General features: G+C 65.9%; 19 protein-coding genes. 9 read left to right on the top strand and 10 right to left on the bottom strand.

Annotation, left to right across the window (positions count from 1 at the left end; all coding sequences use genetic code 11):
* From ACLMAJ_RS08510 to ACLMAJ_RS08495, 4 genes are all read left to right on the top strand, one after another.
* Positions 1 to 1,161, top strand: coding sequence for an Hsp70 family protein (locus ACLMAJ_RS08510; RefSeq protein ID WP_412012979.1), 1,161 nt, complete (start codon positions 1 to 3; stop codon positions 1,159 to 1,161).
* Positions 1,162 to 1,327: 166 nt separating this feature from the next.
* Complete coding sequence (locus ACLMAJ_RS08505) at positions 1,328 to 2,683, top strand: S1 family peptidase (protein WP_412012978.1); 1,356 nt, start codon at positions 1,328 to 1,330, stop codon at positions 2,681 to 2,683.
* A gap of 111 nt (positions 2,684 to 2,794) precedes the next feature.
* Positions 2,795 to 4,123 (top strand): S1 family peptidase, encoded by a 1,329-nt coding sequence (locus ACLMAJ_RS08500; protein ID WP_412012977.1) that lies wholly within the window; start codon positions 2,795 to 2,797, stop codon positions 4,121 to 4,123.
* Between the two features lie 129 nt (positions 4,124 to 4,252).
* A complete protein-coding gene (locus ACLMAJ_RS08495) occupies positions 4,253 to 5,152 on the top strand; it encodes an NRDE family protein (RefSeq protein ID WP_412012976.1) in 900 nt (299 codons plus the stop codon).
* Positions 5,153 to 5,277: 125 nt separating this feature from the next.
* Here ACLMAJ_RS08495 and ACLMAJ_RS08490 read toward each other — a convergent pair whose 3' ends face one another.
* Entirely contained in the window at positions 5,278 to 6,051 is a 774-nt protein-coding gene (locus tag ACLMAJ_RS08490; protein ID WP_412012975.1) for a DUF8020 domain-containing protein, read from the bottom strand.
* Positions 6,052 to 6,517: 466 nt separating this feature from the next.
* Here ACLMAJ_RS08490 and ACLMAJ_RS08485 point away from each other — a divergent pair, with 466 nt between their 5' ends.
* A complete protein-coding gene (locus tag ACLMAJ_RS08485) occupies positions 6,518 to 9,628 on the top strand; it encodes a (Fe-S)-binding protein (RefSeq protein ID WP_412012974.1) in 3,111 nt (1,036 codons plus the stop codon).
* Between the two features lie 126 nt (positions 9,629 to 9,754).
* On the opposite strand, the gene ACLMAJ_RS08480 is transcribed toward ACLMAJ_RS08485, so the two are convergent.
* The 3 genes from ACLMAJ_RS08480 to ACLMAJ_RS08470 form a co-directional block, all read right to left on the bottom strand.
* Positions 9,755 to 10,900, bottom strand: a complete 1,146-nt coding sequence (locus ACLMAJ_RS08480) for an acyl-CoA dehydrogenase family protein (RefSeq protein WP_412012973.1) — start codon at positions 10,898 to 10,900, stop codon at positions 9,755 to 9,757.
* Positions 10,900 to 12,129: an acyl-CoA dehydrogenase family protein gene (locus tag ACLMAJ_RS08475; protein ID WP_412012972.1), complete on the bottom strand. Its 1,230-nt coding sequence runs from the start codon at positions 12,127 to 12,129 to the stop codon at positions 10,900 to 10,902. The genes ACLMAJ_RS08480 and ACLMAJ_RS08475 overlap by 1 nt, the downstream gene beginning before the upstream one ends.
* A 138-nt stretch (positions 12,130 to 12,267) precedes the next feature.
* Positions 12,268 to 12,804 carry a YdcF family protein gene (locus ACLMAJ_RS08470; RefSeq protein ID WP_412012971.1) on the bottom strand — a complete coding sequence of 179 codons (537 nt, stop codon included), beginning with the start codon at positions 12,802 to 12,804 and terminating at the stop codon, positions 12,268 to 12,270.
* A gap of 149 nt (positions 12,805 to 12,953) precedes the next feature.
* On the opposite strand from ACLMAJ_RS08470, the gene ACLMAJ_RS08465 reads away from it, so the two are divergent.
* Positions 12,954 to 14,276, top strand: coding sequence for a UDP-glucose dehydrogenase family protein (locus ACLMAJ_RS08465; RefSeq protein ID WP_412012970.1), 1,323 nt, complete (start codon positions 12,954 to 12,956; stop codon positions 14,274 to 14,276).
* 228 nt (positions 14,277 to 14,504) lie between these two features.
* Positions 14,505 to 15,815, top strand: a complete 1,311-nt coding sequence (locus ACLMAJ_RS08460; RefSeq protein WP_412012969.1) for a DUF7159 family protein — start codon at positions 14,505 to 14,507, stop codon at positions 15,813 to 15,815.
* 20 nt (positions 15,816 to 15,835) lie between these two features.
* Here ACLMAJ_RS08460 and ACLMAJ_RS08455 read toward each other — a convergent pair whose 3' ends face one another.
* From ACLMAJ_RS08455 to ACLMAJ_RS08445, 3 genes are all read right to left on the bottom strand, one after another.
* On the bottom strand, positions 15,836 to 17,110 hold the full coding sequence (locus ACLMAJ_RS08455; protein ID WP_412012968.1) for a YibE/F family protein: 1,275 nt from the start codon (positions 17,108 to 17,110) through the stop codon (positions 15,836 to 15,838).
* Between the two features lie 492 nt (positions 17,111 to 17,602).
* Positions 17,603 to 18,859: a pyridoxal phosphate-dependent aminotransferase gene (locus ACLMAJ_RS08450; protein ID WP_412013263.1), complete on the bottom strand. Its 1,257-nt coding sequence runs from the start codon at positions 18,857 to 18,859 to the stop codon at positions 17,603 to 17,605.
* Between the two features lie 53 nt (positions 18,860 to 18,912).
* The gene (locus ACLMAJ_RS08445) at positions 18,913 to 20,253 is read right to left on the bottom strand and encodes a helix-turn-helix domain-containing protein (protein WP_479725028.1); all 1,341 of its coding nucleotides are present in this window, start codon (positions 20,251 to 20,253) and stop codon (positions 18,913 to 18,915) included.
* A gap of 241 nt (positions 20,254 to 20,494) precedes the next feature.
* Here ACLMAJ_RS08445 and ACLMAJ_RS08440 point away from each other — a divergent pair, with 241 nt between their 5' ends.
* On the top strand, positions 20,495 to 20,944 hold the full coding sequence (locus tag ACLMAJ_RS08440) for a hypothetical protein (RefSeq protein ID WP_412012966.1): 450 nt from the start codon (positions 20,495 to 20,497) through the stop codon (positions 20,942 to 20,944).
* Between the two features lie 102 nt (positions 20,945 to 21,046).
* On the opposite strand, the gene dcd is transcribed toward ACLMAJ_RS08440, so the two are convergent.
* Positions 21,047 to 21,619: a dCTP deaminase gene (gene dcd, locus ACLMAJ_RS08435; RefSeq protein WP_412012965.1), complete on the bottom strand. Its 573-nt coding sequence runs from the start codon at positions 21,617 to 21,619 to the stop codon at positions 21,047 to 21,049.
* Positions 21,620 to 21,715: 96 nt separating this feature from the next.
* The gene (locus ACLMAJ_RS08430; RefSeq protein WP_412012964.1) at positions 21,716 to 22,051 is read right to left on the bottom strand and encodes a cupin domain-containing protein; all 336 of its coding nucleotides are present in this window, start codon (positions 22,049 to 22,051) and stop codon (positions 21,716 to 21,718) included.
* A gap of 71 nt (positions 22,052 to 22,122) precedes the next feature.
* On the opposite strand from ACLMAJ_RS08430, the gene ACLMAJ_RS08425 reads away from it, so the two are divergent.
* On the top strand, positions 22,123 to 23,055 hold the full coding sequence (locus ACLMAJ_RS08425; protein ID WP_412012963.1) for a GlxA family transcriptional regulator: 933 nt from the start codon (positions 22,123 to 22,125) through the stop codon (positions 23,053 to 23,055).
* A 148-nt stretch (positions 23,056 to 23,203) separates the two neighbouring features.
* Here the strand turns inward: ACLMAJ_RS08425 and ACLMAJ_RS08420 are convergent, their stop codons facing one another.
* Positions 23,204 to 23,416 carry a hypothetical protein gene (locus tag ACLMAJ_RS08420; RefSeq protein WP_412012962.1) on the bottom strand — a complete coding sequence of 71 codons (213 nt, stop codon included), beginning with the start codon at positions 23,414 to 23,416 and terminating at the stop codon, positions 23,204 to 23,206.
* Positions 23,417 to 23,498 lie beyond the last annotated feature (82 nt).

Genomic DNA, 23,498 nt, shown 5'->3' with positions numbered 1-23,498 from the left:
ATGGCCACAGGCGTGGGCCTGCGTATCGCCGAGAACAATTGCACCGCGGCGATTGTGACCGACGCCGGTGAACCGCAATTCATTATTCGCGAGTCGATCCTGCATATGTCCGATGACGGCGACACCGTCCTCGGCGGACCGACGCCGATCGGCCACTCGCATTCCATCACCGCGTTCGTGTCGCGCGTCGGCGATCCCGCGGGTATTCCCGTCGACGAGGGCGAGGCCTACCGGGCCGAGGATCTGGTCGCGACCGCACTGTTCTGCCTGATCAATTTGGCGGCCGAATACCTCAACGGCCCCGCCGAGTTCTATGCGACCCATCCCGCCGTATGGCCGCAGCAGTACGTGCAGGCACTGCGCGACTCGCTCGACTATCTCGGCCTGCGCTCGGTAGTGCTTGTCAGCGAGGGCGACCTACCCGGGACCGATATCGGTGACCCCGAGGCGGCGCCCGCCTACGACGCCGCCCGCGCGGCCCTGGCATCGGTGCTCGCGACGCCCGCGGGAAGCACCCCGCCTGATCCGAGCGACGCCGAGAACTCGATGGTCGTCACCGACATCATTCCCGCGGTGCCCGCTGCCGGGTCACAGCAGCTACAGGCCTATTCGGCGGCGCTCCCGATCGCCGATCCGATCCTCGAACAACTGCCGACCGAACCGGTGGGGGCCACTGCCGCTCCCAGGGCCGCCGCGAATGCCGCCGCGAATAAGGAAAACCGGGGCACCCCCTTGCTGATCGGGGCGGCGATTGTCATCGGGTTGGTACTCGGAGGCTTCGGCGTATCGGTGTTGTTCCGCGACAACGGCACGACCCCGGTGCCACAGATCCAGGACGCCAAGTCCGATCAGGTGACGGTGAGCCCGACGCCGCAGGGACCGCCGCCGGTGTTCCCGACCGTGCCCATCACCACGCCGCCGACCACGGAACCGCCGGTGGTCATCACTCGTACGGTCGAGCCGGAAACCACCACCGAACCGCCGGAGACCACCACGACTACCGAGCCGCCGGAAACAACCACCGAACCGCCGACGAGCGCACCGAAGACGACCATCTCCCGGCCGACGCGCACGCCCCGGCCGACCCGCACGGCCAGACCCTGGCAGTACGAGCCGCCCAACTGGCCGCAACCCACCTCGGTGATCGCACCTCCTCGCTGATTCGGTAGAGCCCAACCCCGGTTTGTGCCCTAAAGTGATCCGCTGACCGGTGTTGTCGGTAAATTTGCCGACGACCGGTCTGTTGCTGGACGAGGACTGTGCGCCAACGGATTCAGCCTGTGGCCCACTGATGTATCTGGCACACCGGTGCCGACGAAGGGACTTCATGCGCAAGTTGGTGGCGCGCCGCGCCGCGGTCAGGGCAGCAGCAATCGGGTGCGCCTCGACCGTTTTCCTCGCTCCAATGCTCGGCCCCGCCCTAGCGTCGGCGACCCCGACGCAGCTGGCCGCCGAGAACCTGCCCGCCGAACTGGCACAGGCCATTTCACGCGATCTGAAGATGACACCCGCGGAGTATCTGGAGCGCTCCGCCCGTGCCCAGCAGCTCAGCGAATACGCACATGACTTCCGGTCCGAACGCCCCGACTCCTTCGCAGGGGCTTGGATAGGCGACGACGGCCGCCCCTTCGTCGCGGTCACCTCGGTGGACGCCGCCAAGATCGCCGCGGCCGACGGCTACCAGACCCACCTCGCCCCGGTCTCGGCGAACGCACTGGAAAACTCGGTGATCCAGTTGAATCAGTGGATCAACACCCTGCCGCGTGAGCTGTCGAGTGCGATCAACTCGGTCGCCATCGACGTCCTCAACAGCCAGATCGTTCTCAGCATCGCGAACACCCCCGCGGGCCACGTCCTGAACCTGCCGACCCTGATCGCCAACGTCAAGGTCATCCTCTCGCCCGGCAGCGGCGGCCCGATCGAGCGCCGCCCGATGGGCGGGGACACCTACATCAGCGCGCCGAGCTCGCTGCACAATGCCGCGCTCAAAAGCGTCGATGTCTGCTCGTTCGGCTTCAACGGTGTCGATGCCGCGGGTAACGCACTCAATATCAGCGCGGGCCACTGCGATCCGAATCTCGACAAGGGCGACCAGCAGGCAGGCGTCTATCTGCCCAACGTCAAAGACATTCCGAACAGCCCCGAGCTGGGCACGTTCATGCGTGCGACGCTGGGCGGACCGACCGCGCTGGACTACTCGGTGATCAAGCTGAACGAGCGCGCGGTCAAGGCGGGCATGGATCAGCCGTCGGTGCGCGGCTCCAACGGCACGACACTGACCATCACCGGCACCGCGGTACCGGTGACCGGCGCGCCCGTCTGCAAGTCGGGGCAGTCCTCCACCTTCACCTGTGGGTTCGTCGTCTCCGATCGGGTCGAGACGCAGCTGTTCACCGCGGAAGGCGTGAGCAAGACGGTGCGTGGCTTCGCCAGCTCGGCGTGCACGCTCGGCGGCGACAGCGGCGGCGCGATCGTCACCGGCACCCTCGCCCTCGGCGTCACCAGCGGCTCCAACGCCGCCGACGCACCCAATTGCGACCAAGCGAATGCCGGCCTCGCGCAGTACGGCGGCACCGCCTCGCTCGGCATTCCGATCCGTTCGATCCTCGCCGATATCGACGCGACCTCCGGCGGCGGACTCGGCAGCGGTATCGAGTTGCGCACAAAGCAGAACGTCGGATAGACGCGCCAGCAACCGGCGCGTCCAGGACGGCGCGTCGGTTGCGTCCACCTTGATCAAATCGGCACCATGGGATAAGTAGGCATACCGGCCCGGAGCCCATATAGTCTGGGCATGCTCCTGCCACGTATAGGTCATTTCCGATCAGCCGGCCGACAGACTCGGGCCCGCAAATCAGTAATCGCCGCCTCCGCGGCGATTCTGCTGTTCGGCCCCACGGCAGCGGTAGCGACAGCACAACCCGACCCGAACGCCGGGCTTTCCCCCGAGCTGGCAGTCGCCGTCGCACGCGATCTGAAGATCTCGCCGCAGGAGTATCTGCACCGCGCCGACCTCGCGCAACAGGCCGCGGCATTCGCCACCACGGCGCAGCGTCAGTACCCACAGGTCTTCGCGGGTTCGTGGCTCGATGACGCTGGCCGTGCCGTTGTGGCCCTCGCACAGGGGCAAGGCATCGACGAGGCCAGCAAGGCCGCCGATTCGGCCGGATTCGAAGTCCGTAACGTCGCCAAGAGCGAGGCGGCGCTGCGCGGAGAGAAGACCGCGTTCGAGCGGTGGCTCGACGGGCAGCCCCAGGAGGTGTCCGCGCTGGTGCGCGGAGCGGTGATCGACACCGTCAACAACAGCATCGCGGTGCGGGTCGACAAGATCGGCCTTCCGATGCCGAGCTTCATCGATCCCGCACGCGTCATCGTGATGGCCCCGCCGGTGGCGAGCGAGCCCGCGAACATCCCGAAGGCTGACGCGATCGCCGGTGAGGCGCACGGCGCGCTGGCCGGTGGCGACGGCTTCGCCTCGATCTCGGGACGGACGTCGCTGCGTTGCTCGTTCGGCTTCAACGGCACCGACCGGTCCGGCAACACCGTGAACATCACAGCTGGCCACTGCAACCCCGATCTCCCCTCGGCGGGCTCCGACGCCGCCGCCCGCATCTTCGAACTGCAGGGCGACCGCGCGGGCGCGGAGCTCGGCCGCTTCCAGAAGTCGGTGCTCGGCGCACAGGACTACTCGGTCATCCGGATCGCCGATCAGGCCAGGGATCGCTTCGAGAACAATAGCGTGCGGGTGTCCGGCCGGGCACCGATCGCGATCGACGGCGTCGCTACGCCGGTGGTCGGCGCGCCGGTTTGCAAGTCCGGTTCACGTACCGGCTTCAGCTGCGGCATTGTCAATGCCGTCGATCAGACCGTCCAGGTCGGCGATCGTGAACTCACCCAGAGCTTCTCGGCCAATATCTGCGCGCTGCCCGGTGACAGCGGCGGCCCGATCGTGACCGGCAGGATGGCACTCGGCATCTCCAGCGCGTCGTCGGTCGCCGACTTCCCGATCTGCGAGATCCCCAACCTGATCGGCGCGCTCACCGGCAATGTGCCGCAGCTGTTCGCGCAGCCGGTCAGCGTGGTCCTCTCCGACAACCCCGGTCTGCGGATTCGCACGAACTGATCCCCGGACCACCAGAAAGGCCGACAGCGCAGCGCTGTCGGCCTTTTTGCTGTCACTGCACTGTTTCCACAGCCCGCCAGCGGATGAATGCACTGTGAGTGCCCATTGGGTTCCGGCATTCTGGATTGCATGTGTTTGGTTTTGATCGGCTGGCGTGCACATCCGGACTACCGGTTGATCGTGGCGGCCAACCGCGACGAGTTCTACACCAGGCCGACCGAATCGATGCGGTGGTGGCCGGAGGTGCCCGGTCTGCTCGCGGGACGCGATCTGGGGGCTACCGCTACCGGTAAGGCGGCGGGTGATCCGCCGGGCACCTGGCTCGGACTGACGCGAGAGGCACAGGGGCACAATCGCTTCGCCACGGTGACCAACGTGCGCAATCCGAACGATGAACGCACCGACGCGCGCTCGCGCGGTGCCCTGCTGATGGATTTTCTGCGCGGCAGCGGCAATGTCGCGAACGGTCTGCGAGCGACCGCCGGTGACAGCCCCGAAAAGTACCTTCTGGACGTCGCTGCGGCACCAGACGACTACAACGGATACAACTTGGTGGTCTCGGACCTCGAATCGCTCTGGTGGCATTCCAACCGCACTGCGACCCCGCCACGGGAGCTGACACCGGGCTTCCACGGTCTGTCCAACGGCGCCTTCATCGCTTCGGCCATGCCGGGGCCCTCGTCCGCGGTGCGGGCACCGCAATCCATCTGGCCCAAAATCGGCGATGGCGTCCGTGGTCTGCGCACCGTCGTCGAAACCGATCCCGGCAATGTCGACCGCTATTTCGAGGTGCTGGCCGACCGCACACGGGCGTCGGACGATCAGTTGCCGCACACCGGGATTCCGCTACCATTCGAGCGGGCGGTATCCGCCCGATTCGTCGCGCACATCCTGCACGGCACGCGGGCGAGCACAGTGCTGCTCGTGCGCGAGGACGGCTCGTTCGAGATGGCCGAGCGATCCTTCGGCCGGTTGGGCAACCGTACGGAGACGGTCGCGTTCGGCGGAACCGTGGATTTGCCGGACTGAAGAACAATTGCGGGACCGACCCGGACCGACTCCGACAACGACGAACGGTCCGCTCCCCGAAGGGAACGGACCGTTCGATCACGAACTCCGAACGAACCAGGCCGGGCGGCCCGGCGAAATTCGAATCAGTTGCCGGGCGCGGGCTGCGGCTCCGCCACGGGGGCGGGGGCGGCCACCGGAGCGGGCTGCTCCGCGGGCTTCTCCGCGTACTTGCTGCTGTTGGGTGCCGCCTGCATGGTGTTGAGCAGATCGATACCCGCCGCGACCAGAGTCGGTCCACCAACGGCGATGGTGCCGAGGATGCCGCCGATACCGGCGCCGACAGTGAAGCCGGGCAGGCACCCGAGCACGACACCGATGATGCAGCCGAGCACACCGCCGACGACGAAACCGAGTGCGGTACCGATGAATCCACCGATCGCGGTGGCGATACCGAACTGGCTGGAGAACGCGTTCATCGCACGCTGGTCCTCGGTAGCCGAAGCGATCGGCTTGGCCGAGACGGCCGGCTTGACCGCGAGCGGCTGCGAGATCGAGAGGTTGGCGGGCTTCTCCGGGAGGAGCTCCAGGACGGTGTTGTCCTTCTTCAGCTCCGGCTTGACCGGGATTTCGGTGCCCTCGACCTTGTAGTCGAGGGGGTACGAGATGAGCGTGGCGCCGTGGCCGTCCTTGATGTCCACGAGGGTGGTCTTGGGGTCCTCCGGAGTGGCCCCCTCCTTCTCGCTCAGCGAGAAGGTTCCACCCTTGAGGGTCGCCACGACGACCTTGTCGACCAGCTTGACGGAATAGCTGAGAGGCTGAGGCGCCGCAGCTACAGGCTCAGCATGTGCAGTGCCGAGGCCGATGGTCATCGCACCGATGACCAACGCCGAAGCCGCAGTGGTTCTGCGGAAATTCATTCAGTTTCCAATCCATCATCCGGTTGTTCCTGAGCCGTTTTCGTCACGCGAGAGCTCATCAGCCCAATGGGCGGTCCGACCCCATACTCTCCCCGAGCAGTGTGAATACAGGCACAGCGAACAGAACGACGTGAGCGTAATCGAACCGCGTTCAAACTGCGAGATGCATTACTAACCATGGGAACACCGAGGACTAAGCCTGTCCTTACCGACAGGAACGCATGGGGCGACGTTTACGGTGGTGGTCGCTACTAGACACTGTAGGATCGCAAGATTTTATGTGACGCTCATCACAGGTGAATTTTGGGTCGAGCCCCAGTAAGACGGGGCACCGCCCAGCTAGCGATCGTACGATGAAGACTAGTTGTTACCGGTGGGTAACTTACCGGCGGTTAGGATACGAGCCAACCGGGGCGGCGCACAGCCTTCTCCGAACTCGTGTTGCCTCTACAAGAAAGGTCGCGACATGAATGCCCTGACAGTGACGCTGGGCACGATTGGGGCGACGCTCAGCCTCCTGTGTTGGGCGTCGTTCTTCGGCGGCGTACGAAATATCGTCCGCGCCATCATGATCGGCCAGGCCGCGCCGGACCGTTGGCGACCGTTCTTCCCCCGCTCGAAGCAGATGCTCATCGAGTTCATCGCGCACACCCGCATGAACAAGTTCCGCACCGTCGGATGGGCGCACTGGCTGGTGATGGTCGGATTCCTCGGCGGCTTCATGCTGTGGTTCGAGGCATACGGCCAGACCTTCGACCCGGAGTTCCACTGGCCGATCATCGGCAACTGGGCGATCTACCACCTGTGGGACGAGATCCTCGGCATCGGCACCGTGATCGGCATCACGACGTTGATCATCATCCGTCAGCTGAACCACCCGAGGGTGCCCGAGCGGCTCGCCCGCTTCACCGGCTCCAAGTTCGCACCCGCGTACGTGATCGAGGCGATCGTGCTGATCGAGGGTCTCGGCATGGTCATGGTGAAGGCGGGCAAGATCGCCGCCTACGGCCACTCGAACGCGGCGACCGACTTCTTCACCATGCAGGTCGCCGAGCTGCTCCCCGCGAGTACCACCATGGTCGCGCTTTTCGCGTTCGTGAAGCTGATGTCCGGCATGGCATTCCTGTACCTGGTCGGCCGCAACACCACATGGGGCGTTGCGTGGCACCGGTTCTCGGCATTCCCGAACATCTACTTCAAGCGTGAAGACGACGGCGGTGTCGCGCTGGGCGCGGCCAAGCCGATGATGTCGAAGGGTCAGCCGATCGACATGGAGTCGGCTGATCCCGACAACGACACCTTCGGTGCCGGGCGGGTCGAGGACTTCTCGTGGAAGGGCTGGCTGGACTTCACCACCTGCACCGAGTGCGGGCGCTGCCAGTCGCAGTGTCCGGCATGGAATACCGGTAAGCCGCTCTCGCCGAAGCTGCTGATCATGTCGTTGCGCGACCACGGCTACGCCAAGGCCCCGTACCTGCTGGCCGGTGGCCGCAAGGACATGGCCGGCGACGAGGTCGGTCTCGTCGACGCCGAGGGTAAGCCGGACGAAGCCGCACTCGCCAAGATTTCGGACGCGGCGAAGGCCGAGGCCGAGCGGCCCCTTGTCGGGGATATCGAAGCCGGCGGCATCATCGATCCGGAAGTGCTGTGGTCGTGCACCACCTGTGGCGCGTGCGTCGAGCAGTGCCCCGTCGATATCGAGCATGTCGATCACATCATCGACATGCGCCGCTACCAGGTGCTGATCGAGTCCGAGTTCCCGTCCGAGCTGGCCGGGCTGTTCAAGAACCTGGAGAACAAGGGCAACCCCTGGGGCCAGAACTCCAAGGACCGGCTCAACTGGATCAACGAGATGGACTTCCAGATCCCGGTCTTCGGTAAGGACGCCGACAGCTTCGACGGCTATGAGTACCTGTTCTGGGTCGGCTGCGCGGGCGCATACGAGGACAGGGCGAAGAAGACCACCAAGGCCGTCGCCGAACTACTCGCCACGGCAGGCACCAAGTTCATGGTGCTCGGCGCGGACGAGACCTGCACCGGTGACTCCGCCCGCCGCGCCGGTAACGAATTCTTGTTCCAGCAGCTGGCCGCGCAGAACATCGAGGTGTTGAACTCGGTCTTCGACGGCGTCGAACAGAGCAAGAAGAAGATCGTCGTCACCTGTGCGCACTGCTTCAACGCCCTGAACAACGAGTACCCACAGGTCGGCGGCAACTACGAGGTCGTGCACCACACCCAGTTGCTGAACCGGCTCGTGCGGGCCAAGCAGCTGATCCCGGTCGCGCCGGTGTCGCAGAACATCACCTACCACGACCCCTGCTACCTGGGCAGGCACAACAAGGTCTACGACGCACCTCGTGAGCTGATGGAGGCCTCCGGCTCCACCCTCATCGAAATGCCGCGCCACGGCGAACGCTCCATGTGCTGTGGCGCCGGTGGCGCCCGCATGTGGATGGAGGAGCAGCTCGGTAAGCGCATCAATGTCGATCGTGTCGACGAAGCGCTCGCCACCTCGCCCGCCAAGATCGCGACCGGCTGCCCGTTCTGCCGGGTGATGCTCACCGACGGTGTCACCGCCCGCCAAGAACAAGGCATCGGTGCGGGCGTCGAGGTCGTCGACGTCGCGCAGCTCATGCTCGACTCCATCGACCGCGTCGATGCCGCGAAGCTGACCGAGAATCTGGCCGTGGTGCAGGAACCGAAGGCGCCGGTCGTCGAGGAAACCCCCGAGGCAGAGCCGGAACCGGCCCGGGTCGCGCAAGCACCGGCGGCCAAGACAGCACCCACGGGTGGCGGCTTGGCAATGAAGGGCCCCGCGAAAACACCGGGCGGGCTCGGCATGAAGGGCGCGGCGAAAGCACCCGGCGGCGGGATGTCCATGAAGGGCGCGGCGAAAGCCCCCGGCGCCAAGGCATCCGAGGAAGCTCCGGCCGAGGAGGCCACCTCGGCTCCCGCCGCACCGGCAAAGGGCCTGGCGATGAAGGGCCCCGCGAAGGCACCCGGCGGCAAGGGCTTGGCCATGAAAGGCGCGGCCAAAGCTCCCGGCGCCAAGGCAGAAACGGCTCCGACCGCCGAGACCGCACCCGCGGCCGAAGCACCCGCGGCCGAAGCCGAGGCACCCGCGACGCCCGTGAAGGGCCTGGCGATGAAGGGTGGCGGTAAGGCGCCCGGCCTCGCCATGAAGGGTGCGGCAAAGGCACCTGGCGCCAAAGCACCTGCTGCCAAAGCACCCGCCGCGGCCGTCCCTGCCGAAGCACCGGCTGAGACTACGGAAACGGCCGCCGCCGAGCCGGTTTCGGGAGTCACCGAATCCAAGCCGACGGCACCGGTCAAGGGCCTCGCCATGAAGTCCGGCCTCAAACGCCCCGGCCCGAAGGCGCCGGGCACCGCCACCCCGGCACCGGTCGAACCGGCTCCGGCAGCGGAAGCACCGAACGCCGAAGCCCAGACGGAATCAGCTCAGCAACCCGAGCAACCGTCCAACGGCAACGGAGCTCCCGAGGCCGCTCCCCCGGCCGCCAAGCCGGGCGGCCTCGGCTTCAAGTCCGGTGCCAAGACACCGGGTCGAAAGAACTGACCGACAACAACTGAATCCATTCAGCTCGGCCCGGGTCCGCATCGCGAACCCGGGCCGAGCTGTGTAAGGCGCAGATATAGGTCTACTGGACGCCTGGCACGCCCCTGATAGGCGCCGTAGCGCAGTTCACCTCGTGAGTGCGGCGTACCGGGCGAGATGCTGGTCGCTGGAGCCGAATTCGCTTTCGATCGCGGTCAGCCGCTTGAAGTAGTGGCCGATCGCGAGTTCTTCGGTCATGCCCATGGCGCCGTGCAGCTGCACCGCATTCTGACCGATGAAACGCGCCGCACGACCGATGGTGACCTTCGCCGCCGACACCGAGCGCGCGCGGTCGGCTGCGGGCGCACCCAACGAGTAGACCGCGAGATACACCGCGGCGATGGCCTGCTCCAGTTCCATATACATGTCGACCATGCGGTGCTGTAGTGCCTGGAAGCTGCCGATCGGCACGCCGAACTGCCTGCGCTGTACGGCGTATTCGACGGTGTCCGCGAGCACCTTTCGCATGCAGCCGACGGCCTCGGACGTGATCGCCACTGTCGCCTCGTCCACGGTGGCGTCGATGGCTTCCCAGGCGGCGCCTTCGGTACCGAGCAGCGAGTCACCCGGAAGGCGGAAGCCGGTAAAGGTGATATCGGAGCCGACCCTGTCATCGATCGTCCGGTAGGTGTGCACCTCCACGCCGGCGGGTGGGTTGGCCGCGTCGAACTCGGTAAGGAACAGCGACACACCGGCTTTGTCGCGCCGCTCGCCGGACGTGCGGGCGGTGACGATCAGGTGGGTCGCCAGCGGCGCGCTCGTCACGACGATCTTCGCACCGTCGAGCACCCACCCGTCACCGTCCCTGCGCGCAGTGCTCGACACGTCGTGGAAGGTCGGGCCCGACGTCGGTTCCAGCGCGGCGAACGCGATGCGGGCAGCACCGGACACGATCTGCCGCAACACATCCTCGGCCCGCGCGCCGCCGGAGCGGCCGAGCAGACCCGCGCCGACCACGACCGTATCGACGTACGGTTCGACGACGAGCGCACGGCCGAGTTCCTCGGTGATCACCATCAGTTCGATCGGGCCGCCGCCCATGCCGTCGACCCGCTCCGGCAGGGTCGCGCCGAGAATGCCGAGTTCCTCGGCGAAACCGCGCCAGATGGCCGGCTGCCAGCCCACGTCCGACTTGGCGGCGCTGCGGCTTTTCTCCAGTTCATAGCGGGCACCGAGGAATCCGGCGATCGCGTCGCGGAGCTGTTCCTGCTCGTCGGTGAGTGAGAAGTCCATCAGAGCCCCAATGCTGCCTTGGCGAGGATGTTTCGCTGAATTTCGTTGCTGCCCGCGTAGATCGAGCCTGCCCGGTCGTTGAAGTAGCGCAGCGGCGCGACGGCTTGCCAGTCCTCGCCGCTGCGGTAACCGTCTGCGGGCGGGGTGAATTCGGCGATCGGGCCGCCCGGCTCGGTGGCGTGTGGCTGGTAGACGCGGCCGCGCGGCCCCGCAGCCTCCAGCGCGAGTTCGGTGATCCGCTGGCTCAATTCGGTGCCGAGCACTTTGAGCATCGACGAGGCGGGTCCGGGGTTCTTACCCCGCGCCATCGCGGAAAGAGTTCGGTATTCGAGGATTTCGAGCACCTCGGTGCGAATCCGCGCGTCGGCGAGCTTTGCCGAGAACGCCGGATCGTCGATCAGCGGATTACCGTCTTGCCCGGGCTGATTCGCCGCGGCATCGGCCACACCCTGCGCCATTACCTGCAGCCACGGCGACGCCGCGCCACCGCGCTCGTGTACGAGCAGGTACTTCGCCACGGTCCAGCCGTTATCGATCTGCCCGAGCACATTGCTCTTCGGCACCCGGACCTGGTCGAAGAAGACCTGGTTCTGCACCTCTTCACCTGAGGTCATCACCAGCGGACGCACCTCGATACCCGGCGTGGTCATATCGATCAGCAGGAACGTGATGCCCTGCTGCTTCTTGCCGTCGCGGGAGGTGCGTACCAGGCAGAAGATCCAATTCGCCTCGGTCGCATGGGTAGTCCAGATCTTGCTCCCGGTGCAGAGGAGATCATCGCCGTCCTCGACCGCGGCCATCGTGAGCGAGGCCAGGTCCGAGCCTGCTTCCGGCTCCGAGTATCCCTGGCAGAAGAAGATTTCGCCGGTCAGGATGCGCGGCAGATAATACGACTTCTGCTCCGGCGTCCCGAACGCGATGATCGCGGGCGCCACCATCCTGATCCCCATCGGCGAGAGCGCGGGCGCGCCCGCAAGCGTCGACTCCCTGTTGAAGATGTAGTGCTGGACCAAACTCCAATCGCACCCCCCGTGCTCGACCGGCCAGGCGGGCGCCGCCCATCCCCGCTCATGCAGGATGTGCTGCCACCGCATGCTGGCCTCGTGGTCGGGATACACACTCGTCGCCAGCCGTCCGGCTCGCCGCAACTCCGGCGTCAGCCGCGCGTCGAGAAAGCCCCGCACCTCGTCGCGAAAAGCCAAATCGGCCTCTGACCAGTCGTAATCCATCTGCCCTCCCAGAGGGTGCGCGTCATTGCATCGGTGCGAGCCACCGGCTCCCACGAGACGCAATCTACGTCTGTCGCACCCGCAAATCAAACTGACGCCACCCGCCAGCAGTTTGCTCTTCGATACTGCGGGCGCGGGTCAGCAGTCTTCGAAAGCGGCTTTGAGGTAGCCCGCGGATTGGTAGAGGTAGTGATGAGCCCAGCGGGCTACCGAGAGATGGGGGCGCGGGTCGACCAGGAGGAGTTCGCCGTCCCAGCACCTTTCGAGGATGTAGCGGGAGCGGGATATATGGGGGGTGAAGGTTATGACGATTACTCGGTGCCAGTTGCCTGCTCGGGCCAGTTCGGCCAGCTCGCGACCTTCGCCTCGGGTGGTGCGCGGTGACGGGTCGAAGCAGATGACTTCGAAGCTGTAGCCGCCGTGACAGATTCGGTTGATCATCGGACTTTTTTCGTAGGGGTCCGACAGCAGGACCCGTGGCGCGTAGCCTTCGTGGGCCAGGCGTAGGGCCAGTTGTTCACGGCCGTCGTGAGCGCCGCCGAGGACGAGGATGGCATCCGCCGTTTCGGGCTGGTCGACGCGCGGGTCGACATACACCGGCCACAGCGCGGCGACGAGGACGGCGATAACCACCACGAAGCTCGATAGGAGCCAAGTTGCTCGTCGGCGGCGCACCCGCTCGATGGTAGCCGGGGCGTCGCGGAGCGAGAGTTCGCAGGTCAGCATGGTGTTCGGGATTCATGTCGCCACATGTACACCTGCTGTTGCCTCGACTCTTGCCTCGGTGACGCGGTGTGGCCATTGGCGGGGCCTATCAATCGATCATGCGATGCACAGTCTTCGGAACCGGGTACCTCGGGGCCACGCACGCAGCGTGCATGGCGGAACTCGGGCATGACGTGATCGGTGTGGACGTCGACCCCGGCAAGGTCGCGAAACTCTCCGATGGGGTCGTGCCATTTTATGAGCCGGGCCTGGAGGAAGTGCTGCGGCGCAACCTCGACGCGGGCAGGCTGCGGTTCACCACCTCCTACGAGGAAGCGGCCGCGCACGCGGAGATGCATTTCCTCGGCGTCGGGACTCCGCAGAAGAAGGGCGAGTATGCCGCCGACCTGAAATATGTTCACGCCGTTGTCGATACGCTCGCGCCGATGCTGGAACGACCCTCGGTGATCATCGGAAAGTCGACGGTGCCGGTCGGTACCGCGGCGGCACTCGGCGCGCGGGCCCGCGCGCTGACGAACACCGAGGTGGAGGTGGCCTGGAATCCGGAGTTCCTGCGGGAGGGCTTCGCGGTGAAGGACACGCTGCGCCCGGACCGACTGGTGCTCGGGGTGGACGAGAAGCGTGCGGCGGCGACATGGGTCGAGGACCTGGTCCGCGAAATCTACGCCGATCCGATAGCGGCCGACGTGCCGTTCCTGCTGACCGATCTCGCCACCGCCGAGCTGGTCAAAGTGTCGGCGAATGCTTTTCTCGCGACCAAGATTTCGTTCATCAACGCGGTCTCGGAGGTCTGTGAGGCGACCGGCGCGGATGTGACGATGCTCGCCGACGCCCTCGGCTACGACGCCCGCATCGGCCGCCGATTCCTCAATGCCGGACTGGGTTTCGGCGGCGGTTGTCTGCCGAAGGACATCCGCGCGTTCATGGCCCGCTCCGGCGAGCTCGGCGCCAATCATGCCGTCGCCTTCCTGCGCGAGGTCGACAACATCAATATGCGACGCCGCACCAAGATGGTGGACATGGCGACGCGAGCCTGCGGCGGCTCGCTGCTCGGCGCCAATGTCGCGGTGCTCGGCGCGGCGTTCAAACCCGAATCCGATGACGTGCGCGACTCTCCCGCGTTGAACGTGGCGGGAATGATCCAGCTGCACGGCGCGGTGGTCAGCGTGTACGACCCAAAGGCACTGGAGAATTCGCGCCGCATATTCCCCACCCTGAACTACGCGACATCGGTCACGGAGGCGTGCGAGCGCGCCGATGTGGTGCTTGTGCTCACCGAGTGGGACGAGTTCATCACGCTGCACCCACAAGACCTGGACTCGGTGGTGCGAAGCCGCTCGATCATCGACGGCAGGAACTGTCTCAATCGTGCCACCTGGAGAGCAGCCGGATGGGTGTACGCCGGACTCGGCACGCCGTAGAGTTGCCTGCGACGCGAGCGACGGTCCCGGAGGCGGCAGCCTAGGTGACAACGTAAGGGACCAGGGCGTGTCGCCATCGTCACAGCGAGGCGGGACAAGTGCCGGACCACCAGTCCTGCCTTAGGTATTGCCGATCGTCGGCGGTATGGTCGGCGTGAGCGGGCTATCCACCGACAGGCGACGCAATGGGCTCGCATGTCGTGGAGTGTGAAACGAGATGGGTAGCTGATGAGTTCGGTTCTGGGAGTTTCGGTGGGGGCCGGCGCCGTGCGTATGGCGCGGCCACACGCCGCGAGCTCGCACGGACACATCGCGCCACATTCGTTCGACCTGCAGACCATTCCGGTCGGCGAGCATCAGGTAGAGGAGCTGGCCGCCGAGGCGATCGGCGTGACGCTCGAGGCAACGCCCGGTATCGAGGCCACCGCGATCGCCTACCGCAGCGAGCAGCATGCCAGGGCGATCCGGGCGTCGATGGCCCGCCAGCAGCTCACCAATTACGAACTCGTGCCGGAGATCATCGCGGCGATCGAATTCGCCCAGTCCACCGGCGATATTCGCGGCATCTCATCGCTGGTGGTCTACGACCTCGGCAGCTCAGGTCTTTCGGTCAGCGTCGTCGACACTCAGACCCGCGAGGTCCGCCACAGCGAACGCACCAGCGATATCAGCGGCGATTACCTCGATTCGCTGATCCGCGAGCAGCAGATCGCGTCGGGACGCATCGCGCATCCGCCCGATCCGGCGGGCCTTGCCGCGTTGGACGCGCTCTGTCGCGAGGCCAAGGAACAGCTGTCGACCAATACCGCCGTCGCCCTGCCGAGCGAGCAGGGCCTGGTGCTGCTGGCACAGGAGAACTTCGAAGCGCTGATCATGCTGGCGATCGAATCATCGGCGCGGATGGCGCGCGATGTGATCGTACGGTCCGATCGTCCGGTGCACGGAGTACTCCTGATCGGTGGCTGCGCGCGAATTCCGCTGATCGCCAAGGTACTCGAGCGGTGGATGGGCGTGCCCGTCATCGTGCCGGAGAGTCCGGAGACGGTGACCACCCGCGGCGCGGCACTGCTCGCCCGGCCCGTCCGCCCGGTCCGGCAGGCCACCGCTCCCGTGGGGATGCTCGATGACGACGCACTCTCCCCCGCCTGGCTATCGGCACCGCCCCAGCGTGGTCGCAAGCGTGAGATCAACGGCGCCGTGTTGACTGTCAGCGCGCTGGCCGTGGTCGCCGCGATCGGACTCGGACTCGGTTACGGACCGCAGGTACTCGAACGCGATTCCCAGAGCAGCGAGCGCTCCACCTCGGTCGCACCGACCAGCGCGCCGCGCACCACCACGCTCGACCCGCAGATCGCCGTCGCCCCCGGTACCACGGCCGAGACCGAGGAATCGGTCGCCGCGCCACCACCGCGACGGCAGACCACTACGTCCGCACCTGCCCCCACACCCGGCCCGAATACGATTGTCGTGCCGGGCCTTCCGCCGATCGTGGTGCCGACGATCCCGCCCGAGGTCTTCCCGTTCCCGCCACCGAGGTGAGCGGCGAGCTCTGAGCGGACTCAGCCCTTCGAATGCCGCGCATGTCGCGCGGGTGCGACCGGCTCCTGCTTGCCGCCGAACGGACGCGCGAGGATGACCGCGATGGCCGTCGTCAGCGGAACCGACAGCGCGAGTGCGATGCCGCCGACCGCTGAGCGTGCGATCTCGATGGCCACCGCGTCACCGGTCAGCACATCACGGATGGAGCGGCCCGCGACACTGAACAGCAGCAGCAACGGCAGCGCGCCACCGGCATAGGCGAGCACCAGGGTGTAGACGGTGCTCGCGATATGGTCGCGGCCGACCCGCATGGCGGCGGTGAAAACCTCTCGGCGCGAGGCCGATTCGTCGAGGGCGGCCAGCTCGAACGCGGCAGAGGCCTGGGTGATGGTGACATCGTTGAGCACACCGAGTGAGCCGATGATGAAGCCCGCCAACAGCAGTCCGGTAATACTGACATGCTGAATATAGGTGGCGACGTTGGTGTTCTGCTCCTCCGAGAGCCCGGTCAGATGGGTGGTCTCGATCGCGACCCAGGACAACACCGCGGCAAGCACCATCGAGGTCAGCGTGCCGAGCAACGCCGAGCTGGTCCGCAGGTTCACCCCGTGCGCCAGATACAGCACGGCATAGAGAATCAGCGCACCCGAGACGAGCGCGACGGGAATCGCGGGTTTACCGTCCAACATCGCGGGCAGCAGGAACATCACGAGTACGGCGAAGGCGAAACCGAGCCCGAGCAGCGCCCGAAGGCCACGCCAGCGCGCGACCACGACGACCACCACCACAAAGGCCAGCACGATCAGCGTGAGCGGCAGCCCGCGCGAGTAATCCTCGAAGGAGTACAGCGGCGTGCCGTTCGGATCGGTCTGTCTGACCAGCCGGATGTGGTCACCGGCGCGCAGGTCCGGTTGCCCTGGGCCAGGCGCGATTTCGAACAGCGTGTGATTGCCCTGGTGCGGCCCGGAATCGATGGTGATCAGGCTGCGCTGGCAGATGTAGGCGGCGTTGCGTGGCGCCTCGGGCTTGTCGACGAAGACCTTGCCGATCGAGGAGCTGCCGCAGGCGCCCACATCCTGCATTACCACCGTCCCGGCCTCGGTCTCCACCGCGCCGCCACCCGCGCTCTGCATCGGCAGCGGGATGTCGACATGCTGGGCGCTCGGCCACAGCACGATCGCGCCGATCACGACGAGCACGCCGATGACGCTGAGTAGCCCGATCACGACGCGGGCGGCAGTGGCGCCGATCGCGAGCGGTTCGGAATGGTCGTGGTGGTGATGATGGTCGGTCATGACACCGCCGTGCGCTGTGTCGTCCGTGCGCTCGCTGCGCTCACTTACCGGGCTCCTGCCTGTCGGACGTGTGCTTGTCCGGTGCCGAGCTTAAAGGATTTCATTTTCAAGTTCGGCACGGCGAACCGGAGTAATTTCGAGCAACTCGCAAGCGGTGCTCGGTACGGAATCCGGAATCCGGAATCCGGAGCGAATCCAGAACTGGAGGAAGTTGGAGGGGGCGGCGGAGAGCAGGGGGATGTCTCCGCCGCCCGCGAGCTGGCGCCCAGGGGGGTAGGCGGCCGAACTCGAGGTCGGATCGTCCAGGGGGGGTAGACAACCCGACCAGGCACTCGAAAGCGCCAAGGGCCACTGTACACAAAAGGTCTTGTTTTGCGCTAGCTAGTATTGAAAACTCGCCAATATGCGTACGGTGAGTCTGTTTTTAGACCGTAAGCGGGGCGGTTTTGTTGCCCAAAACACACTGGACCCCCGAACGACCACCTCAGCCGCTCACTGACGATAGTTCGACAGGAAGTTCCCGAAGCGCTCGATGGCGACCGCGAGATCACGCGCCCACGGCAGCGTGACGATCCGCAGATGATCATGATCGGGCCAGTTGAAGCCGGTGCCCTGCACCATCAAGATCTTCTCCTGCAACAGCAGGTCCAGGATCAGCTTCGAATCATCGTGGATCTCATAGACGTTCGGATCCAGCCGGGGGAACGCGTACAGCGCGCCCTTCGGCTTCACACACGAGACACCGGGGATCATATTCAGCCGCTCCCACGCGACGTCGCGCTGCTCGAGCAGTCGCCCGCCGGGCAGGATCAGATCCTCGATGCTCTGATGCCCGCCGAGGGCCACTTGAATAGCGTGCTGCGCGGGAACATTCGGGCACAACCGCGTCGAGGCGAGTAAATCGATGCCCTCCAGGAATCCCGCGGCATGCTCCTTCGGCCCGGTGATCGCCAGCCAGCCCGAGCGGTAGCCCGCGACCCGATAGGCCTTGGACAATCCGTTGAATGTCAGGCACAGCAGATCGGGCGCGAGCGTCGCAAGGGAAATGTGTTTGGCGTCGTCATAGAGGATCTTGTCGTAGATCTCGTCTGCGAGCAGCAACAACTGATGCTTGCGCGCGATATCGACCAGCTGCTGCAAGACCTCGGCGGAGTACACCGCGCCGGTCGGGTTGTTCGGGTTGATCACCAACAGGGCCTTGGTCTTGTCGGTGATCTTCGACTCGATATCGGCGATATCGGGCTGCCAGCTGTTGGACTCGTCACACAGATAGTGCACCGGAGTACCGCCGGCCAGGCTGGTCATCGCCGTCCACAGCGGATAGTCGGGCGCGGGGATCAGCACCTCGTCGCCATTGTCGAGCAGGGCCTGCATGGTGATGGTGATCAGCTCGGAGACGCCGTTGCCGAGATATACGCTGTCGACATCGAGCTCGGGGAAGCCGGCGACCAGCTCATAGCGGGTCACGATGGCGCGCCGCGCCGACAGGATGCCCTTCGATTCCGAATAGCCCTGGGCATACGGCAGCGCGGCGATGATGTCGCGCATGATCACATCGGGGGCCTCGAACCCGAAGGGGGCGGGATTACCGATATTGAGTTTGAGGATCCGATGCCCCTCGGCCTCCAGCCGTGCCGCATGCGCGTGTACCGGTCCACGAATCTCGTAGAGAACGTCCTGCAGCTTCGTCGACTGCTCCAGGACACGCGGCGGATGATGCGGTAGATGGCTCGGGCTCACTCGTCCAATGGTGCCATCCCACCGCAAGCAGTTTTCAACCGAGGAATCCCGTGGTCGCGGGCTCAGCCCGACGAATTGCCAGGCGGAATGCCCTTGGCGGCGGTGACGCCGCAGAATTCCTCGATCCGCTCATCGAGGACCCGCGCCTGGAGCGCATCGCGGAACGCGGGACCCGCGATGCGCTGGCGCACTCCGGTGAGCCGTTCCTCCAACTGGGAGATGCGCTTGTCCTCGGCCAAACCGAGCACCGGATGCAGCGCCTCCTCGGCACCGTCCAAGCTGCCGTTGATCAAGTGCGCGGCGGCGCTGTCGACCCTTGCCAATGATTCGGCGCCATAGGAACGTTGCTCCGACGGACCGTTCGAATACAGCTCGATGGTCCGCTGAGTGGCGGCCAATGCGTGCGCCGCCTGACCGAGATGGATATAGGTGGCGCCCGCGTAGTAGCTGGCCTTCGCCTCGTTGAAGCCGAAGACTCCGCCGACCTCGTCGTGCAGGGTGTCGGTCTCGGCGCCATCGCGTGCGTCGTCCGCGGCGCGGATGCAACGCTCGGTGTCGGAGTCACTGCCGAGCCGAGACCAGATCCTGGCCTCGATATTGAGCAGTCGCACCTTGGCGGTGGCCGACTCGGCGAACTCCTGCCCGCTCTGAGCGAGCAACACCGCGCGGCGCGGGCGTTCGGACCAGTATTCGATGAGCGCGTGCATGCCCCTGGTCCAGGAACGCAGTCCGTTGTGGCCGCATAGCTCCGCATAGGCCCAGGCGGCTCTGGCCTGTTCACCCGCCGCGTCGTAGTAGCCGAGGTCGGTGCTCGCGTTGGCGAGCAGACCGGACAGGGTGCCTGCCAATAGATACAGGTGACTGGTGTCGGCGGGCCGCTGATGGCCCTCCAATAGTCGGTATACCCGGCGTCGCACCCGCAGCATCTCCACCATCATCGGAACCGGTGGGATGTGTACGTATTCGTTCGCGATGCGCGTGACGTCGGCGTCGAGCTGTTCCAAGGTGGTCGCACCCACATTGGTGCTCTCGGCCTGGCCGGCGTGCTCGCTGGCCTCATGGGCAGCCGCCATGATCAGATCCCTCTCCGAAATCGCTGCTAACGCATCACCTCTCATCGCACCGGCGTCTATGAGAGCCAAAAGATCCGCGTCGCTCGAATAATTGGCGTGCGCCGCGGCACCGGCAGACACATCGAATCCAGGTGCGGAAAGCCGATGGACCATGGGTTGGTCGATCAGCGCCGCAAACCGTGCCCGCACAACATCGTCGGACCTGGCCAAGGACGTATCGAGAGCGGCTTGATTGATCGGACGTGGATGGACCCGGGCGCCGCCGGCCTCCCACTTCGATACCAAACGCTCGTGCACACCCAAATGTGCCGCGAACTCCCGAAGACTCATCCGCTTGGCATCACGAAGGGCACGGGCTTCTACACCTGACCACTGCCGGACCACGTTGTCATCCCTTCGAGCGAACTCCTTACCAGGGTACGAGCGGTTTGTGAGCGCGGCTACAAACTGCGGCAATTCAATTCGAGGCGTTCACCAGGGGCAGCGGAATGGCAGTGGAAGGCGGGCGCGCGGGCGATGCGGGATCGCCGAGGTCGACGGGACCCTGGTAGCAGGAGGCAAGGAGTTGGCCGTGAACGTGGACAGGCTCGAGACAGTCGACGATTGGGTGGCCTACTACCGGCACGAGTTCGGGCTACCGGTCAGCGAGCGAGGCGGGTTCGTGATGCTGCCGATCACCGGTCGAGTGTGCGTCGTGCATCTACCGACCGCAAGGGCCGAAAAGGTCAGGGCGGCACTGGAACAGCAGGGGACGAGGGGCCCCGTGCTGGCCAGGCAGATCCGATGGAGCTTCCTTGCCGCGCCGGACAGCCGGCCGGGGACACAGGTATTGGAGGTACTGAACCGTCTCGACATCGACATACCTGCCATCGGCAGTGCCGTGATGTTGCCGACCGGACTCGGCCGCTGGACTCGGGAAGGGTGCTTCTGGGTCGGGCTGCCGCGTCGGGGCGACACGCTTCCACCGCTGTCCGTCACCATCACGACGGCGCTGGCGGTGGGAGCGGGCAGTGGGGATTGACTCTGCGTCATCGATCCCCGCTGTCGCACGGCTCCGAACCGAGCCGGGCCCACCCCCATGTATGGCAGTCGACAGGGGTGGACCCGGTTCGGGCACCGAATTCTATTTCGGCAGTGGAAAATTCAGGTAGGACTTCGACGGTGTCGGACCGCGCTGGCCTTGGTACTTCGACCCGGTGCTCGCGCTGCCGTACGGGTTCTCGGCCGGACTGGTCAGCCGGAGCAGACACAGCTGGCCGACCTTCATGCCCGGCCACAACGTGATCGGCAGGTTCGCCACATTCGACAGTTCGAGGGTGATGTGGCCGCTGAAGCCCGGGTCGATGAAGCCGGCGGTCGAATGCGTCAAGAGGCCGAGCCTGCCCAGGCTCGACTTGCCCTCCAAACGACCGGCCAGATCCGTTGGCAACGTGCACACCTCCAGCGTGGAACCGAGCACGAACTCGCCGGGGTGCAGCACGAACGGCTCGCCCTCGGCGGGCTCGACCAGGCTGGTCAGCTCGTCCTGACGCTGCGCGGGATCGATGTGGGTGTATCGAGTGTTGTCGAAAACCCGGAACATTCGGTCCAGTCGCACGTCGATGCTCGACGGCTGGATCAGCGATTCCAGAAGCGGCTCGACGCCGAGACGCCCAGCGGCGATCTCCGCACGGATGTCACGATCGGATAGCAGCACGCGACGAGACTACTGCCTCACTCGAAGTGGCTCGTCGGCCGCACAGCCGCCCACCGTGGAACGCATGACTCACCGGCCCGGCGACTGCGACTGCGTCTAACCCTCCGGGTAGAAGACAAATAGCGTGCAGCCGGTGGTGGTCGCCGGCACGTGCCACGATCCGGCCGGGGCGTGCAGGAACGTCCCGGCCGGGTAATCGCGGGCGCCGTCGTTGAACGTGCCCGCGACCACATAGACCTCCTCCGGACCCGGCTCGTGGATGTCGCGGCGCGGCCACGACGTGCCCGGGTCCATTTCCAGCACATTGGCGTGCGCTCCCGCCGGTCCCGTCCACAGTGGACGGACCCGGATCCCGGGAAAGAGCTCTCGGACGGGGGATTCGTCGACGGAGACGGAGGTGTAGCCGTCCTGGGCGAGGATTTCGGGATGCATATCTGCCACGGTGCCGTGCGCGGGCTGTCGCCGACAGTGTCATGAAAGACACTGTTAGGTATATTTCTGCCATGCATCGCGTGGTGGCCTTGGTACGGCCCGTGCAGTCGACATTCGAACTCGGCTGTGCCGCAGAGGTTTTCGGTACAACGCGAGTCGGGGTGCCGCAATATTACGAGTTCGAGGTATGCACGGAGACGCCCGGACCGGTACCGACGACGGCCGGTTACGCGATGTCGGTGACGAGCGGCCTCTCGGCGCTCGCAGCCGCGGACACGGTGCTGATCCCGGGCTGGAAGCCGGTGGAGGCACCGCTGTCGGACCGGGTACGCCGCGCGCTGCTGCGGGCACATGCTCGCGGGGCTCGACTGGTCACAATTTGCTCAGGAGTCTTCGCGCTGGCCCGCACCGGGTTGCTGGACGACCGCTCGGCCGCGACGCACTGGGCGAACGCCGCACTGCTACAGCGGGAATTCCCCCGGGTCCGGGTACGGCCGGATGTGCTCTACGTGGACCACGGCGACGTCGCCACCAGTGCCGGGGCGGGCGCGGGCATCGACCTGTGCCTGCACCTCGTCCGACAGGACCACGGAGCCGCGCACGCCGCCCTCGTCGCGCGCCACATGGTGATGCCGCCGCACCGTGAAGGCGGCCAGACGCAGTACGCACCGCCACCGCCCGCGGACGCGCTCGACGGTCTTCTCGAATGGACCGGCACCCGCCTCGGGACGCCGCTGTCGGTGGGCGAGCTTGCCGCGCACCTCGGCGTCTCGCCCCGCACGCTGGCCCGACGCTTCGCCGACCAGCTCGGCACGAGCCCGGGCGCGTGGCTGTTGTCCCGTCGCATAGCCGAGTCACGCACCCTGCTGGAGGAGACGGACCTGCCAGTGGAAGCGATCGCGCTCCGCGTCGGCCTCACCTCGGCGGTCAACCTGCGCCGCCGCTTCCGCACCCAGGTGGGTACGACCCCTGGCGCCTACCGCCGTGCGTTTCGACGCACATGATGCCCGGTCATACAACGGTCGGGCCGGGCTAGAGGGTTTTGGGCACTGCGCCGGTTCCCGGTGCGTCCCTCGCGCCACAGCCGTTCGAATCACTCACTGCGCGAACGTAATTCGGCGACGAGGCGATCCAGGTCCGCCGGGTTGGAACCTAGCGTTCTTGCACACGGAGGTGGCAGGACCACTTGCCGTCCTCCCCGCAGACGCAGTAGTTGGCGCCTTCGTTCTTGGTAGCTCCGGATTGACATTCCTGCGTCGGCTCCGAGGAAGGTTGAGCCACGGCGACCGGACCGGACACGATCACGAGGCTGCCGGACACCACGGCAAGCATGGATACGAAGAATTGATTCGATTTGGCGCGCATGGTTGCTCCTTCAGTTGGCGGCTATCTCCACTGCGCTATTTCCACGGCCCGAGGCCGTGCACCGGTCCACGCTGTCTATCGC

The organism is Nocardia arseniciresistens, from assembly GCF_046764875.1.
In the GTDB taxonomy this organism is placed as follows: Bacteria; Actinomycetota; Actinomycetes; order Mycobacteriales; family Mycobacteriaceae; genus Nocardia; species Nocardia arseniciresistens.
This window is presented reverse-complemented; position numbering and strand designations above follow the sequence as displayed.